This is a genomic window from Candidatus Korarchaeota archaeon NZ13-K, from assembly GCA_003344655.1.
Taxonomy (GTDB): Archaea; Korarchaeota; Korarchaeia; order Korarchaeales; family Korarchaeaceae; genus Korarchaeum.
The window spans coordinates 1-13,643 of sequence record MAIU01000023.1 but is presented as its reverse complement, the minus strand read 5'-3'; the positions used below and the strand labels follow the sequence as shown (position 1 = coordinate 13,643).

15 protein-coding genes are annotated in these 13,643 nt (G+C 59.1%); 8 read left to right on the top strand and 7 right to left on the bottom strand.

Features of this window, described 5'->3' with window-relative positions:
• Positions 1-182: 182 nt before the first annotated feature.
• From BA066_03975 to BA066_03965, 3 genes are all read right to left on the bottom strand, one after another.
• Positions 183-395 carry a hypothetical protein gene (locus tag BA066_03975; GenBank protein ID RDD53534.1) on the bottom strand — a complete coding sequence of 71 codons (213 nt, stop codon included), beginning with the start codon at positions 393-395 and terminating at the stop codon, positions 183-185.
• Between the two features lie 88 nt (positions 396-483).
• Positions 484-1,266, bottom strand: coding sequence for a hypothetical protein (locus BA066_03970; GenBank protein ID RDD53533.1), 783 nt, complete (start codon positions 1,264-1,266; stop codon positions 484-486).
• A 39-nt stretch (positions 1,267-1,305) separates the two neighbouring features.
• Positions 1,306-3,303, bottom strand: a complete 1,998-nt coding sequence (locus BA066_03965) for a hypothetical protein (protein ID RDD53532.1) — start codon at positions 3,301-3,303, stop codon at positions 1,306-1,308.
• Between the two features lie 146 nt (positions 3,304-3,449).
• Here BA066_03965 and BA066_03960 point away from each other — a divergent pair, with 146 nt between their 5' ends.
• Positions 3,450-3,878, top strand: a complete 429-nt coding sequence (locus BA066_03960) for a CBS domain-containing protein (GenBank protein RDD53531.1) — start codon at positions 3,450-3,452, stop codon at positions 3,876-3,878.
• Here BA066_03960 and BA066_03955 read toward each other — a convergent pair.
• A complete protein-coding gene (locus tag BA066_03955) occupies positions 3,852-5,042 on the bottom strand; it encodes a glycosyltransferase (GenBank protein ID RDD53530.1) in 1,191 nt (396 codons plus the stop codon). The two genes, BA066_03960 and BA066_03955, sit on opposite strands and share 27 nt — an antisense overlap.
• Before the next feature lie 35 nt (positions 5,043-5,077).
• On the opposite strand from BA066_03955, the gene BA066_03950 reads away from it, so the two are divergent.
• A complete protein-coding gene (locus tag BA066_03950; protein RDD53536.1) occupies positions 5,078-5,860 on the top strand; it encodes a fructose-bisphosphate aldolase in 783 nt (260 codons plus the stop codon).
• Positions 5,857-6,486, top strand: a complete 630-nt coding sequence (locus tag BA066_03945; protein ID RDD53529.1) for a type I 3-dehydroquinate dehydratase — start codon at positions 5,857-5,859, stop codon at positions 6,484-6,486. The genes BA066_03950 and BA066_03945 overlap by 4 nt, the downstream gene beginning before the upstream one ends.
• On the opposite strand, the gene BA066_03940 is transcribed toward BA066_03945, so the two are convergent.
• From BA066_03940 to uppS, 3 genes are read right to left on the bottom strand one after another with little or no spacing between them, the layout of a single operon-like run.
• A complete protein-coding gene (locus BA066_03940) occupies positions 6,467-7,069 on the bottom strand; it encodes a hypothetical protein (GenBank protein ID RDD53528.1) in 603 nt (200 codons plus the stop codon). The genes BA066_03945 and BA066_03940 overlap by 20 nt on opposite strands.
• Positions 7,056-7,952 carry a hypothetical protein gene (locus BA066_03935; GenBank protein RDD53527.1) on the bottom strand — a complete coding sequence of 299 codons (897 nt, stop codon included), beginning with the start codon at positions 7,950-7,952 and terminating at the stop codon, positions 7,056-7,058. Before BA066_03935 ends, BA066_03940 begins: the two co-directional genes overlap by 14 nt.
• Positions 7,942-8,733: a di-trans,poly-cis-decaprenylcistransferase gene (uppS, locus tag BA066_03930; GenBank protein RDD53535.1), complete on the bottom strand. Its 792-nt coding sequence runs from the start codon at positions 8,731-8,733 to the stop codon at positions 7,942-7,944. Before uppS ends, BA066_03935 begins: the two co-directional genes overlap by 11 nt.
• 343 nt (positions 8,734-9,076) lie before the next feature.
• On the opposite strand from uppS, the gene BA066_03925 reads away from it, so the two are divergent.
• The 5 genes from BA066_03925 to BA066_03905 form a co-directional block, all read left to right on the top strand.
• Positions 9,077-9,484, top strand: coding sequence for an Lrp/AsnC family transcriptional regulator (locus tag BA066_03925; GenBank protein ID RDD53526.1), 408 nt, complete (start codon positions 9,077-9,079; stop codon positions 9,482-9,484).
• A 78-nt stretch (positions 9,485-9,562) separates the two neighbouring features.
• Positions 9,563-11,857 carry a chromosome segregation protein SMC gene (locus tag BA066_03920; GenBank protein RDD53525.1) on the top strand — a complete coding sequence of 765 codons (2,295 nt, stop codon included), beginning with the start codon at positions 9,563-9,565 and terminating at the stop codon, positions 11,855-11,857.
• Positions 11,832-12,392, top strand: coding sequence for a hypothetical protein (locus BA066_03915; protein ID RDD53524.1), 561 nt, complete (start codon positions 11,832-11,834; stop codon positions 12,390-12,392). The genes BA066_03920 and BA066_03915 overlap by 26 nt, the downstream gene beginning before the upstream one ends.
• Positions 12,364-12,876: an SMC-Scp complex subunit ScpB gene (locus BA066_03910; protein ID RDD53523.1), complete on the top strand. Its 513-nt coding sequence runs from the start codon at positions 12,364-12,366 to the stop codon at positions 12,874-12,876. The genes BA066_03915 and BA066_03910 overlap by 29 nt, the downstream gene beginning before the upstream one ends.
• Positions 12,839-13,643: dihydroorotate dehydrogenase (locus tag BA066_03905; protein RDD53522.1), on the top strand; the 805-nt coding region annotated here is incomplete at its 3' end. The genes BA066_03910 and BA066_03905, both read left to right, overlap by 38 nt.

Sequence of the window (13,643 nt, the reverse complement as noted above, 5' to 3'; positions counted from 1 at the left end):
AGCCTCGTCTTTGGGGCTATGATCACCCTTGATAGCGGGATCCTGAATTCGATCCCTTCACCATCCCCTCTCATCCCAGTTACCTAGCATCCTTCCGCTTCATCCATATAAACTATAAACCTTGGCAAATGAGCGCTCGCGAGCGCTGCAAGCTCATTCCCAATAGGAGGACGCCCTGAAGCTCAGCTCACGTACTCTATCACCACCGGACCGGGGAACAGCCCCTTGGACCAAAGCCTCCTTATCAGGGAGTGCTCATCCCGATCGCTGTCTATGACCTCCTCCCCCAGGGCCGCGATGTACATCCCCTTGAACGCCCTCCTTATCCTCTCCATGTTCTCCAAAAGCCAGATCCTGGTCCTCCTGTACTCCACCAGGTCCCCGATCAGGCTCATCGCGAGTCATCGCTGGAGGGGGAGATAAGCCGTTGCGGTGAGATGTAATAACCCAAGATTGCGCCGATGAGAAGCTTTGATTGGGCCTTCAGTAGCTGGCGATGAACTCGCAGAAGTCATGACCGGCCGCCTCGCACCTGCTCTCCTCCATGGCCACCTGCCTGCCGAGCACCTCCTCCAGGGCACCCTTAAGCATGCCCTTCACCAGGAAGCAGGAGGGCCTCTCGGACCTGCCCCTCACGCGGGCCTCTATACTATCCCTCACCACCATCCTCAGGGCCCCTTCTCGAATACCCTCAAGGCTCGCGATCCCGTAGCCCGATGATTTAAATAGAGGAAGTAATACGTGCTTCAGGATCTCGAGGGGATCCCTCAAACCCACGGCCTCCCCTATCTCCAAGTGAACCCTTCCTAATCCCTTCCCCATCTCATAGCCGACCCTGAAGATTATCGCGTTTGCCGGATCCTCCCCCAGGATCCTCGTCAGTTCCTCTATGAGGGATTTAAGCGCGGAATCGACCATTAGCACGATCCTCCTCCCCGCCCTACTCAGGGGGAAGAAGAGGCCGGATATCATGAGACCCCTTATCTCCGACCTCTCCATCTCAACCGCTCCCACCCCGTCTATCGACTCCAGGGACCTCCTAAGATCCTCCAGGACCTCGGGTCCCTTGCACTCCGATATTATGAAGACACATCCCCTGCCCTCGGGAGAGACCTGAGCTATCGTAGTGAAGATGTTAATACCCCTCCTCACGAACTCGCTTGATATTTCGGCCAGCAGCCCCACCCTATCCCTTTTTATCTCCAACCTGGAGCTCAGCAGATCCCTTCCGGGGTACACCACGAGAGTGGGGAGCGAGAATCCCATGCTCACCCCGGGGGTCCGGGGGGATTAATAAAAAAGCCTTCAGTTGAATTGCGAGTCCGTTCCGCTGTCAAGTTGACTTGCTCCCTGCGATGGGCCATGAGGCCTGGAATGGGCCCGCCCGCCCCTCCTCAGGACCAGACCAAGCAGCAGGCCCGTCAGGAAGGCCGCCCCGGAGTAAATGAGTAGCCTCTCAGCCTCCTCCTCCCTCACGGTCTGGGTGACCACGACCGTGGAAGCGGTTCCCGTCCCGGTCTCCGTCCGCTCGGTCAACTCGACGACCTTTGAGCCCGATCGTCTGGAGAGCAGGGATATAACGTGAGCGTGAGCGGATGATAGCTCGTAGTATGCGATGGCATAGAGCAGGTCATCCTCCCTCTCCCTGACGGAGGCCATCTCCGCGTAGCTCAAAGCAAGGACCGGCAGAATTTCCTTTGAGAGCAGCTCGTTTATCGATGAGTAGCAGGTCTCCTTCACCGCCTTCAGGACAGCTCTTGGATCGCTCGTGAACCACTCATGTATGGACACTGTCCCGTAGGCCAGAGCGCTTGCGGAGAGGCCTATGGTCCCGTAGTAGTCCCCTGATGAGAAGGCAGAGCTCGCATCCCTCAGGTCGGAGCTCGCCTCGTTCAGGAAGTCGGAGCTCCCCCCAACCTCCTGAAGCAGGCTTTCGGAGTATGATATGACGCTCTCAGCCTCATAAAGCACGGCCGATGCCACCTCCCTCAGCCTCGCCTCATCCAAGCTGATCCTCTGGCCCTGAACGTTCATGCTCAGCCAGTTCGAGGCGGAGTCCGCCCTCCAGTAGGCGTAGGCCAGCCAGTGTATCCCTCCCCACTCGAGCGAGTCCAGGTAGGATCCCTTTGATATTAGCTCCGCCGCCCTCCTCAAGGCGTTCCTCGCGTCATAGTACCTGGCCTTCGCCGCTATTAGGGCCTCAAGCTCGCTGAAGCTCCCTGGCTTAGTTGAGTTCACCCTGGCCCCCACCTCCCTCACCTTGGAGTCCACCTCGCTCATCATATCATTCACGGAGCTCTCACCCCTCAGGGCGTAGTTCATGAAGGCCCTGGCGTACTCTGCCTGGACCACCGAGTTGAAGGCCATGCTTGCTGCTGTGTAGCAGTTCCCCCTGGCGAGCTCATCGCTGGCCATTGATGAGTAATTCTCAGACTCGCTGAGCAGGCTGCTTATGACGCGCCTGCTCAGGGTCCCGAGCTTATCCAGACCCGAGCGAACCTCGCCCCTTATCTCGCTCGCCCTCCTCAGGTAGCCATCGACCCACCCGCTCAGCACCCTCCTCAGCTCCTCAGGTATCTCCGGCTTGTTGGGAGGGGCCCTCTCCACCTTTAAGCCCAGCATGTACTCCAGGGCCTCCTCCACGTTGCTGACCTCCACCACCCTCACCCCGAGCTTGGAGCCCAGCTCCGTCACGTTCACCTTCCTCCTCTCGACGGTGGTCATTATCAGGGGCCCCACCCTCACCTGCCTGGGAACCGTCTCCTCCACCACCTCCTGGCCGGCCGGCACCAGGAATACCTTGGCACCCGCATCCGCGGCAGCCTGGAGCTTCTGGGGTATGCCCCCAACGGGCCCTATCGTCCCATCCAGGTTTATCATGCCGGTCATTATCACGTCCTGCCTCACCTGCTTTCCCAAGATCGCCGCAACCGTGGCTACTGTCATCGCTGCACCTGCGCTGGGTCCCCCCACTATCGCGCTCCCGGACTCCAGCCTGTAGTAGAAGTTCAGGGACCTGGGGTCGACGTTGAGGAGGTAGCTGGCCACTAGGGCCGCCGTCCTGGCGGCTCCCTGCGTGTCTATCTGCGTCAGGGGCTCGGCCGAGAAGTAGACCAGGCCCTCCCCCTCCTCCACCTCCACGGTGAGGTTTCCGAGCGTACCGGCCAGCGTCCCGTCCGGGGACTGGTAAACGGCCGGAACCCTCACGAAGGCCCTGGTCCTCCCGGCGGCCGAGGGAAGAGAGGGAAGCAGAATAAGGACTATGAGCGATATTGAGATGATCCTGATGACCTTCTCCCTCATGCGATCACCGGATCAGCTGGTGTGGGTCCCTTAATAACGGTTTCACGTCATCCCGTTGAACTTTTTCTGAAGTTTATTAAGAATTTAACTTAAATAAAAAGGTGCGCCTTTTTATCTAGCAGCCTCAGCTGGGCCGGGTCGGTACCATGGCCTGGAAGCCCAAGAGGAAGGCCCCCCTCAAGCTTGAGGATTTCATGGTCAGGAACCCGGTGACTCTGCCCGAGACGGCCACAGTGGACGATGCGGTGAGGCTGATGTGGGAGAACAGGATAGGGAGCGTCCTCGTGGTGGATGGCGAGGGAAGGCTCAAGGGCATAGTCACCCAGAGGGATGTCCTCTACGCAGGCTGCAAGGGGTTGATCGGGAGGGGTGTGAGCATAAGGGAGATAATGAGCGAGAACCCGATAACAGGCAAGCCTGGAGATTCCCTCGAGGAGGCGACGAGGAGGATGAGGGTCAACGACGTCTCCCACCTCCCTGTCGTGGATGACGATGGGAGGCCAGTTGGCATACTCTCGATGAGGGACGTCATAGACATATTCATGCTGCTACTTGGCGCCCTCTTCGGCGGCTGAGTAGACTCTCCCCTTCCACCCCACCTCCGATCGCCCGCGGGCCCTGAGCGAGGCCAGGCCGATCAGCGGGAGAGCCAGCGGGGCCAGCAAAAAAGCCAGGGGGCTGGTCCTGACCTCCACCAGGGATAGGGAGGCGTAGGAGAGGATCGATGCTAGGTAGATGATCGCCATGGCTGGATCCAGGTGACCCAGGAGGGCCATCAGGGGGGAGAGGTACGTGATGATAGCCGTGTAAGTGAGGAGAAGTAGGGCCGCAATTGATGCGTTCCTCCCAACGCAGGCACCGAGGCTTATCCTCTTGATCGCCCCGTAGGCCTCGCTCCAGCTGCCCATCCATCTGCTCTCGGCGACGCCGCCGAGGAAGAAGGAGACCCTCATACCCATCCTCACCGCCAGCCTGGCGAGCTCAGCGTCCTCAACTAGGCTTCGCCTCACCGAGGCGTGGGTCCCGATTGACTCGTAAGATTCCCTCCTCCAGACCATGAAAGCACCCGCGAGCCAGGCCCTTTCATCATCCATCCTCCAGTAGGGTTGGAGGAGCCTTATGAGCGATGTAAGGGCTATCTCAACCGCGCCGCAGGCTATGCTCCCGCAAGCTATCCTAGGAACCTGCGAGACGGCATCGTACTCCTCAGTGAGCGATATCGCACCATCGAGATCCCCCAGGAGCCTCGTGTCGGCATCCAGGAAGACTATAACATCACCGGATGAGTGAAGGTAGCCCTGATAGCATGCCCAGGACTTCCCTGTCCAACCGGGTGGCTTTTGAAGCAGCGTGATGAGCTTGCACCTCCCATCCAGCCTCTCCATCGCCCTGACCTCAGTCAGATCGTTGCTGCAATCGTTCACCACTATGAGCTCATCCGACTCTCCCAGCTTGGATAGAGCTAATTCTAGGCACTCCGTGATTCTTTCCTCCTCGTTCCTGGCAGGTATCACGATCGAGACCCTCCTATTTCCCCTCTCTCCTTCCTTAACCCTGGGAAGCCTGAGGAATCCTATGGATGACCTTATGAGGTTGAGTGAAGCGTAGGCCGATATCAGCAGGAGGCTCAGCTCCACCGCCTTCATCGGAGGGAGCATCGACGCAGCCTGAGCACCTGGAGGATTTATCCTTTTAACCGGGGCGGCCCGTGATCCCAATACAATACCGATTGCACACATAAGATTAATCCTAGCCTTAGCGGGGGAGCCGGATGATCATGTGGGGCAAGGAGGTAAGGCTATCGAGGATCATGAGGGACGGGAAGATCCTCTGCATTCCCATGGATCACGGTGTGACTGATGGTCCCATAAGGGGGCTCACTGACATTAACTGGATAGTGGGAGAGGTGAGCAGGGGCGGGGCGACGTGCGTCGTGCTCCACAAGGGGATGATAAAGTCCCTGAGGGAGCCCAAGGTGCCAGTGATAATGCACATGTCTGCCAGCACCTCCCTGGGACCGGAGCCCAACAGGAAGGTCAGGGTGGCCGATGTGATCGAAGCCGTCAGGCTTGGGGCGGATGCTGTGAGCGTCCACGTGAACGTGGGAGGGGAGAGGAGCGAGCCGGAGATGCTGGAGAAGCTTGGCCTCGTGGCAGCGGAGGCGGATGAGCTTGGAATGCCCTTGCTCGCCATGATGTATGCGAGAGGACCGAACGTTAAGGATAGGTTCGATCCGAGCGTAGTAGCGATGGTGGCCAGGATAGGCGCGGAGCTGGGGGCTGATGTGGTGAAGGTCCCCTACACTGGGGATCCCGACAGCTTCAAGCAGGTCACCAGGAGCGTGTCGATCCCGGTGGTCATAGCCGGCGGTCCCAAGATGGAGAATGAGATGCAGGTGCTCGAGATGGTTGCCGGGGCCATTGAGGGAGGCGCCGCCGGGGTCTCCATAGGCAGGAACGTCTTCCAGCACGAGAAGCCGGCTGCCATGGTCAGGGCCATAGCGGCCATACTCTTCGAGAGGATGAGCCCTGAGGAGGCAGCGGTGTACCTCAGATGAGGATAGTGGTGAGCCTCCGGGACAGGGGCTCCATCAGGCGGGACATGGAGCGCGCCCTCAGGTCCGGAGCGGATCTCGTTGAGCTCAGGGCGGATCTCATCTGGGAAGAGCCACCCGAGGCCCGGGAGATCGAGGGCTTGGTGCGGGGCCTGGGAGACAGGGTGATAGTGACCTGGAGGAGCAGGGCCCACGGGGGGATGGGAGGGCCCCAGAGTAGGGAGTGGCTGGAGGAGGTTTCCAAGATATGCGGCTACGTTGACGTGGAGTACGAGAACTCAGATGTGAGCATAGGTAACGCTATCTTCTCCTGGCACGATCCCGGGGGCACTCCCCGTGAGGAGGACCTCCTGGTGGTGGCCAGGAGGTTGCTCTCTCTTGGAGGGATAGCGAAGGTCGTGACGCTGGCGAGGGACGAGCTGGAGGCCTACAGGGTCCTCTCCCTCTACAGGAAGTTGGATCACGGGGGCAGGCTCGTGGCCTTCAGCATGGGCTCCAGGGGAGCCTTCAGCAGGAGGCTCTCGGCCGCCCTGGGCTCCCCTCTGATCTACTCCCACATGGGATCCCCCACGGCCGAGGGGCAGCTGAGCCTTGAGGAGGCATTGCTCCTCAGGAGATTACTCTGCTGAGGAGATAGGGATTTCCCCTTATCCTCTCGTAAGTCTTGGCGGGGTTCACCCTCCTCAGCCTCCTCAGCGCCTTTATTAGGGCCTCATCCACGACCTGGGACCTGGAGAGCACCCTCTCAAGCGCGATATCGAAGTCCTCGGGCGAGTATGTGGCGAGCCAGGCCCAGCTCATCAGGTAGCTGTACCTCCCGAGTCCCTCTAGGAGGGAGGGGTCCCAGAGGGCTATCACGGGATAGACCCACCTGCAGAGGAGGTCCCTGCCCCCGCAATCCTCCACCTTTCTTGCGATGCCTTTGGCCTCCTCGGGGAAGGTCATGGCGAGTCTGCTCAGGCAGAGGGCCAGAACCTCCCTTCCCTCCTCCTGGACCTCGCACCAGCACTCCAGGCGGCTCAGGTCCTCCGGGGTCATAATCCTCCCCATCCTGTCCCCGAGAATAACTAGGTAATGCCTGGGTACCCTGAACCCGGTGGGGGTGCGGCATTCTGATGCCAACCTCCTGATATCCTCCGAAAATTCCCAGCACCCTGATCTCAGGGATTTAAGGAGTTTGGGGGCCAGCTCCTCCGGATCAGGACACTTCATCCCTCTTCCTCCTCTCCATCTCCCTCCTGATTGCCTTGGCCTCCCTGAGTATGTTCTCCACCTGCCAGGAGTCGAAGAGGGGATGCTCCAGGAGAAGTAGCATCCTCTCCAGGGAGGATTCTAGGTAGTCCAGTGATCCCGAGAGCCTACCATCCGTCAGGGAGATGTCCGTGCTCGGTGGATACTCCTGGATCATTTTGCCTAGGGTCTCGGCGTCGACGATGGAGCCCACTCCCCTCACCTCCCCCCTCCTGAGGCCCCGCGCGTCGTAGCCATAGAGGTAGATCTCGCCCTCCTGCGTCCTCCTTCCCAGGAGAAGGAAGGAGAGGTAAACGGTGTTCGCCCCTAGGGAGTTTGCTGCGTCATCCAGGCACCTCAGGTCCTCTAGGGAGAGGAAGCCTATGGCGAAGATCACCCTCATCCTCCCTCCCCTCCTCTCCAGATCATAAGCGATCCTGCGTAGCGATTCCGGGCTCAGGTCGGGCGGCGATGATATGAGCACGACATCACCAGGCCTGTTAGCATCAAGAGCCCTGGGATAGGGCAGGTTTAGGGCCTCAGCGAGCCTTCCGTGTATCAGGAGCCTCCCGAACCTCTCGAGGGAGAACTGGTTTATCACGGCCCTCACCGCATCTGAGTTGCTAGAGAGCAGGCTCAAGACAGGATCCCCGCATATGTGGGGGAAGCAGGCATATCTCACCAGCGCGGGAGTCTCCAGGAGGTAGACGTTGCTCCAGTCGAGCTTCAGCCTCAGGAGCCTGTTTACTCTGTTGTCCAGGGCCTCGACCCGCACCTGGCACGTCTCGGCCAGCTCTATGCCGAATTCCTCAGCCAGCTCCCTTATGAGGGCCCAATCCACTCTATACCCCGTCCTAGGAGCCAAACCTCCTCTTCCTCCTCTGATAGTCCCTCAAGGCCCTCAGGAGGTCTATCTTCCTCATCTCCGGCAGGTAGACCTCGCAGAAGTAGAGCTCGGAGTAGGCGGACTGCCAGAGGAGGAAGTTGCTCAGCCTCTCCTCCCCCGACGTCCTTATTATCAGGTCGGGATCAGGAAGATCGGGAGCATATAAGTGCTTTCTTATCACCTCATCGTCCACCTCCTCCGGCTCAAGCGAACCATCCCTGACCTTCCTCGCTATCTCCCTGACAGCATCCACTATCTCTGCCCTCCCCCCGTAAGCTAAAGCTAGATTGAGGGTCTTCCCACCGAAGCCCGAGGTCAGGGCTTCCAGCTCCTCCACCATTTCCCTCAGGGACTCGGGAAGCATCTCCCTCCTGCCGATGACCCTGAAGGATACCCCGTTCTCCCTCAGGAAGTCCAGCTTTTCCCTGAGCTCCATCATCTTCTCCTCAAGGACCTTGAACACGGCCTCCACCTGCTCCTTGGGTCTATTGAAGTTCTCCGTCGAGAAGGTGTAGAGGGTGACGTGCTCCACCCCGAGCTCGAGGAGCCACCTCAGCAGCTCCTCGGTCTTCGCCGCCCCTGCCCTGTAACCATCCACCCAGCTCAGGCCTCTCCTGAGGGCAAACCTCCTGTTCCCATCCAGTATTAGCGCGACGTGCCTGGGGATGGGCCCCTCCCTCACCACGGATTCGAGGTAGCTCCTGTAGATCGGCATCCCCAGGAGGCTGGACAGCCTGTAGATCATACTGAGAAGTCCCACTTGAGCCCACCCCAGTCGGTCCATCGCCCGAGCCTGCTTGGAGAAACCTTAAAAAAACTTGAAGTCGGCCCTGGTGCATCAAGGTCGCCCGAATCCAGGGGCATGTTGGATCATCCAACATATTTAGGCCGAGTCCCTCGAGGTCCCCGGAACACCATTTTTCGTAAATGAAATTCATTAATCAGAGATTCTTTAGAAATATTATTCATCTTATTATGGATTTTTAATGAAATTTTTACAACATAATCGATTCCCCACGCATCCGCCTCACGATCACCTGCCCACCATACCCGGACCAGGGAAGCATTATATCCTCTGCCCCCGAGGTTAACAGGGAAGTCGGATGGATGAGCTGGACAGGAAGATCCTGAGCATCTTGGTGAAGAATGCTAGAACTCCTTTCACGGATATAGCGAACCAGCTGGGGGTGAGCGAGGCGACCGTGAGGAAGAGGGTTGACAGGCTCATCAAAATGGGTGTGATAAGGAGGTTCACCGTGGAGCTCGGAGACACGGCGATGCGGGCCATCGTCCTGATAAAGGTGAAGCCGGGTCACAGCATACCCAATGTGGCCAGGGATATCTCGTCCATAGAGGATGTCGTGAGGGCATACGAGGTGACGGGCGATTATGACGTAGTGGCTGAGATCTCCAGCTCAGATACATCCTCCCTGAACAAGACGATAGAGAGGATAAGGAGCAATGATGGTGTTGGAGGCACTCTTAGCATGATAGTCCTGGCCATCTGGTGATTTAGGAGTTCAGCTCCAGGAGAGGGTCCCTGAGCTCCCAGAAAATTTTAAAATATTCAGCGGGTGAGCCCGGGCCGAATGGTGTCGATTGAGGAGCTCCAGCTCATCAACTTCAAGTCATTCAGGAGAGCAACCATAGTGATCCCGAGAGGGCTGATAGCCATAACCGGGCCCAATGGATCCGGGAAGAGCAACATAATCGATGCCATCGCATTTCTCATGGGATGGAGGGCGAGGAGGCTGAGGGCCAGCAAGCTGGAGCACCTGGTGAGGAGGGGAGCCCCCTGGGCTCAGGTTAGCCTCACGGTCAACTCCGGCGAGAGGCTTAGGATATCGAGGAGGATAAGGCCCAATGGGACCAGCTCTTACAGGGTCAATGGGAGGGCCCTCCCCGCGAGCAGGGTAAGCGAAATCCTGAGGTCCCTCGGCCTGGTGGCAGAGAGGTACACATTCGTGACCCAGGGGGACATAACCTCGATAATAGAGATGAGCCCGCAGGAGAGGTACAGGATACTGGAGGAGATAAGCGGGGTCTCCGAGTACGATGAGAGGAGGAAGAAGGCCCTTGAGGAGCTTTCTGAGGTTGATCAGCTGCTCAGGGAGATATCGGCCGTCCTGAGGGAGAGGGAGAGGGAGCTCAGGAGGGTGGAGGAGGAGCTCAGGGCCCTGGAGGAGAGGAGATCCATTGAGGAGAGGTTGAGGAGGATCAGGAAGCAGCTGATGCTCAGCGAGCTGAGGTCCCTTGAGGAGAGGTTGAGGGGATTGGAGGAGCCGAAGGAGGATCCCATGGTTGATGTGGATTCGCTGAGGGAGGAGCTGGAGAGGAGGGAGGGGAAGCTCAGGGAGCTGGAGGCCAGGGTCAGGGAATCCCCCCTGAGGAGGAGGGGGCAGCTCATTTCGGAGCTCGAATCGCTGAGGAGGCAGAGGGACGCCCTGAGGAGGGCCCTGGAGGCTAAGGAAGAGACCCTGAGCTCTCTGACGAGAGGAAGGGACGTTCCTCGGTTCGTAAGGGAGGACCCCTCCTTCCTAGGGACAGTCTCCGATCTTATAAGACCGCTGGAGGGCTACGAGCTCCCTTTCCTCGCTGCTGGCTCCGGGAGGCTGAGCGACATAGTCGTCAGGGATCTCGAGGGAGCCAAGAGGATAGCCAGGGGGCTGAGGGGGGTCGAGGGGAGGTTCAGGATAATCCCGATGGATGTCCTACAGGTCAGGGAGCATCATGAGGTGATCGGAAGGGCCCTCTACAACTTCCTGGTGTTCGATCCGGAGTATGAGGCCCTGGCCAGGCACATATTCGGGGCCTCGCTCTTGGAGGACCTTGAGGAGGTGAGGAGGGAGCTGATAGGCAGGGCGAGGTTCGTCACGATGAGGGGGGAGGTTGTGGAGAGGGAGGGAAGCATAGTTGCAGGATCACCGGAGAGATCCCTGGGGAACGTTGGGAGGTTGATCGAGGAGATAAGGGATTTGAGGGACGAGATCCGGGAGATAGATGAGGAGATATCGTTGAAGGAGAGGGAGCTCTCCGAGATACCTGAGAGGGATCCCCTCATCGAGGAGCTGGATGAGGTGAGGAGGGCCGTTCAGGAGCTGAGGAGGAGGTACCAGGAAGCACTGGCCAGGAGGGAGGACATCATAAGGCAGATCAGGAGGATTATGGAGGAGAGGAGCGATATAATGGCCAAGATAAAGATCCTGAAGGGAGGGCTGGAGGAGCTAAGTGATGTCGATCCTCTAGATGTTCCGGATCCGGGGAGGGAGCTCCTCATACTGGAGACCAGGCTCAGATCCATCGGGCAGGTCAATCCGAGGGCGCCCGAGGAGTATGAGAGGAGGAAGGGCGAGTACGAGGAGATGAAGGGGAAGTACGATTCCTTCCTCTCCAGGAGGAGGGAGATAGAGGAGCTTATCTCCAGGATAGATGCCGAAAGGGAGAATGTGCTGAGGAACACCCTCACTGGGCTCTCGAATGCCTTCGATGAGTGGATCCGCGTGCTGTTCGGAGGGGGGAGGGGCCTGCTCTCCCTATCGGACAGGGGTCTGGAGATGAGGGTCAGCCTCCCGGGGAAGGGAGATGTGGGCATTGACTCCCTCTCCGGAGGGGAGAAGTCCCTATGCGCCCTGGCATTCATACTAGCATCCCAGAAGGTCAAGCCCTCGCCCCTCTACCTCTTCGATGAGGCTGATGCCATGCTCGATGGCCTCAACTGCAAGAGGTACGCTAGGGCCCTGAAGGAGCTCGCCAAGGGCTCCGTGGTCATGATGGTGTCCCTCAAGAGGGAGACCCTGGAGGAGGCGGACTACATAATAGGGGTGACCATGAGGGAGGGGGAGTCGAAGATAATAGCAGTTGAGAGGGGATCCCTTGAGGGCTGAGGAGGTATGGGAGGAGTTCCTGAGGACAGGGGACATAGCAAGAGCCGGGCAGATGATACTGGAGCTCGTAAGGCGCCTGAAGCTCGAGATAATATCGTTCATCAGGGGAAGGGGGAAGGGGAGGGAGAGGCCCAGGAGGAAGAGGGAGGTGAGGCTCCTGGAAGCGGAGCTCATCGAGCTGCCTGGCATCAGGTCTCCGTTCAGGTATCCTACCGTTGAGGAGCTGCTGGAAGCCATCGGATGGGCCCGGAGGAAGGCCGAGGGAAGGAGGGAATACCTCAGGATAGCTGAAATATCTGAGTTCGACCTGGAGAGGCATGTCGACATCGTCAGATCCATCATAGAGAGGCTGAGGCGCGAGGGAAAGGCCTACTCGTCCCTCCTCGAGGTATCATCCCTAGCAGGTGGACTCGTGATAACCCTGGTGGCCCTCCTCTTCCTGGAGAAGGATGGAGAGGTCCTCCTAGTCCAGGAGAGGCCCTTTGGGGAGATAAGGGTGATCCTTAATGCGGATGGAATCTTGGGAGAGAGCTAAGAGGCTGTTCGAGGCGCTCCTCTTCATCTCGGGTAGGGCCGTCGATGAGAGGACGGTGGAGAGGGTGTGCGGCCTGAGGGGGCCGGCCATAGAGAGGGCCGCCCGGGAGATAAATGAGGAGCTGAGCCATCATCCCTTCAAGGTGGAGAGGTCCGATGAGGGATGGCAGATGGTCCTTAAGGAGGATTACGGAGCCGAGATACCCCCCTCCCTTGGCAGGAGGCTCCTTTCGAGGGGGGAGCTCAGAACGCTCGCCCTCATAGCCGCCAACGAGCCGGTCAGATTGAGCGATCTGGTGGCCGTCAGGGGGAGCTCGGCCAGGAGGCACCTGAGGAAGCTCACCTCCCTGGGGCTGGTCAGCGCCACCAGGGAGGGGAGGGGGAAGGTCCTGAGGACCACCGCCAAGTTCAAGTCCCTGTTCCGTTTGACGATCGGGGGTGAGTCGCATGGTGCTGGAGACGGAGGTAGCGGGCATCAAGCTTAGGAACCCGCTCATACTGGCCTCTGGAATACTGGGCAACACCCCAGCCCTACTGAAGAGGGTTGAGGAGGCCGGGGCGGGTGCGGTGACAACCAAAACAATACTCCCGAGGCCCACCAGGGGTTTCAGCAATCCTGTGGTCGTGGAACTTCCCTTCGGGATCATAAATGCCATGGGGCTACCTAATCCCGGGATAGATTACTTCGAGAGGGAGCTCAGGGAGGCTAGGGGGGAGATAGGCATACCGGTGATAGGCAGCGCCGGGGGAGGCAGCCCGGAGGAGGTGGCTCACGTGGCCGGCAGACTGCAGGATGCGGGAGCTGATGCCGTTGAGATAAACGCCTCATGTCCCCACGTTAGGGGGCATGGTTTTGAGCTGGGAAGCACACCTGAGATGCTCTACGATCTCGTGAAGGAGGTCAGGAGGAGCGTGAAGGTTCCACTCATAGTCAAGCTCTCCCCAATGACGCACGACATCAGGGGACTGGGGAGGGCCGCGCTGGAGGCCGGCGCCGATGCGCTGAATGCCGTGAACACGATAAGGGCCATGTACATAGATGTGGAGGCGATGAGACCCGTGCTCTCCAACAGGTTCGGGGGCCTGAGCGGCCCAGCCATAAGGCCAATAGCCGTTAGATGCGTTTACGAGCTGGCAGACCTCTGCGATGTGATAGGCACGGGGGGAGTCGAAAGCTGGAGGGACGCGGCTGAGATGATACTGGCCGGGGCCAAGGCTGTTGGGATAGGGACGGCCGTGAGCAGAAGGGGGT